This is a genomic window from Streptomyces sp. NPDC051664, from assembly GCF_044453545.1.
Lineage (GTDB): Bacteria > Actinomycetota > Actinomycetes > Streptomycetales > Streptomycetaceae > Streptomyces.
The window spans coordinates 1-1,796 of the sequence record NZ_JBITCU010000113.1 but is presented as its reverse complement, the minus strand read 5'-3'; the positions used below and the strand labels follow the sequence as shown (position 1 = coordinate 1,796).

Below are 1,796 nucleotides of genomic sequence, written 5' to 3'. Positions count from 1 at the left end.
TGCGGACGCTGTTGGTCAATTCGGGCCCGTGCGTGACGTCGGCTCCCAAGACCTGGTTGAGGTCTTGGGAGCCGACGTTGTCGTTCGGGGAGGGTGTCGATGTCGATGCAGCCGAAGGAGCCGGGGGAGATCCCGGTGGAGACGGTGCGGGTGGCTCGGGCAGCCTTCCGCAAGGGGAGTCTGGCGATCCGGATCCGGGACGAGCTGGGGGTGCTCTTCACGGACGAGCAGTTCGCGGATCTGTTTCCGGCACGAGGAAAACCTGCCTGGTCACCGGGGCGGCTCGCGCTGGTGGTGGTGTTGCAGTTCGTGGAAGGACTCACCGACCGGCAGGCCGCGGAAGCGGTGAGGGCGAGGATCGACTTCAAGTACGCCCTCGGGCTGGAACTGGCTGATCCTGGCTTCGACTACTCGGTCCTCTCGGAGTTCCGGGACCGTCTCATCGAGGCGGATGCCGGACGGCAGGTCCTGGACGGCATCCTGGTCGCGGCGCGAGAGAAGAACCTGTTGGTCACGGGTGGAAAGGCCCGCACCGATTCCACGCATGTGCTGTCGGCGGCCCGCGAGCTGTGCTGGCTGGAGATGGTCGCGGAAACACTGCGTTCGGCGTTGAACGCGCTGGCCCAGGCCGCCCCCGGCTGGCTGACCGCAATCGCTGAACCGGACTGGTTCAAGCACTACGCCACCCGAGCCGAGGACTCTCGTTTCCCCAAAGCCCAAACCAAGCGGGACGAGGTCGGCCTGCGGATCGGGAGGGACGGCATGCGGCTGCTCGCGGCCGTGACCTCATCCGAAGCACCTCCCGGGCTGCGGGAGATGGAACAGGTGGAGATCCTTAGGCAGATCTGGGTGCACCACTTTCACCTGGTCGAAGGCGAGTTTAGGCGGCGGGACCCAAAAGACCGGCCGCCGGGCGCGACGCGCCTGGTCACTCCCTATGACCCTCAGGCACGCGGCAGCGTCAAGCGCGACACTGTGTGGGACGGGTACAAGGTCCACCTCACCGAGACCTGTGGCACCGACGGTCCGAACCTGATCACGAACATGGCCACCACGGTCGCCACCGTTCCCGACAGCGTGATGAGTGAGACGATCCACGCCGACCTTGCCGAACACGGCTGCCTGCCCGGCGAGCACTGGGTAGATACCGGCTACCCCACCGCCGCCCAGATCGTGACCGCGCGGCGCGAACACGGCATCGAGCTGCACGGTCCGCTGCAATCGGTCACCGTGGCCCAGGCGAAGAACGGCGGCGGCTACGGACAAGACGCCTTCACCATCGACTGGGATCAGCAGCACGTCACCTGCCCGAATGGAGCCACCAGCACCCTGTGGTCCTTGCGCAGCTCTCAGCAGCAGCTTCCCGTGATCCGGGTCATGTTCGGACAGGCCGACTGCCGCCCCTGCCCCGCCTTGCGCGACTGCGTCAGCTCGCCCGCGGCCAAACGCAGACAACTCACCCTGCGCCAGCACGACGAGCACCAGGCCCTTCAGCAGACCCGCGCCCTTCAACAGACTGACGGCTGGAAAGACCGCTACAAGATCCGCGCCGGCGTCGAGGGAAGCATCTCCCAGGGCGTTGGGCGCTGTGGCCTGCGCAGGTCCCGCTACCAGGGCCTCGCGAAGACCAGGCTCCAGCACCAACTCACCGGCGCCGCCATCAACCTCGCCCGCATCGACGCCCATCTCACCGACACACCCCGGGCCCGCACCCGCACCAGTCACTTCGCAGCACTTCGCCCCGTCGGATCCGACGGGGCGAAGCACCTGGGCCCGAATTGACCAACAGCGTCCGC

Annotated in this window: 1 protein-coding gene; it reads left to right on the top strand. The window is 67.1% G+C overall.

The window, feature by feature from the left end; genetic code table 11:
• The first annotated feature begins 99 nt into the window (after positions 1–99).
• Positions 100–1,782, top strand: coding sequence for an IS1182 family transposase (locus tag ACIA8E_RS41875; RefSeq protein ID WP_399307348.1), 1,683 nt, complete (start codon positions 100–102; stop codon positions 1,780–1,782).
• Positions 1,783–1,796: the final 14 nt, after the last annotated feature.

What these genes read in the sequence shown, in the direction of transcription:
- ACIA8E_RS41875 (WP_399307348.1), top strand. Translation starts at nt 100, where the DNA reads ATGTCGATGCAGCCGAAGGAGCCGGGGGAGATCCCGGTGGAGACGGTG.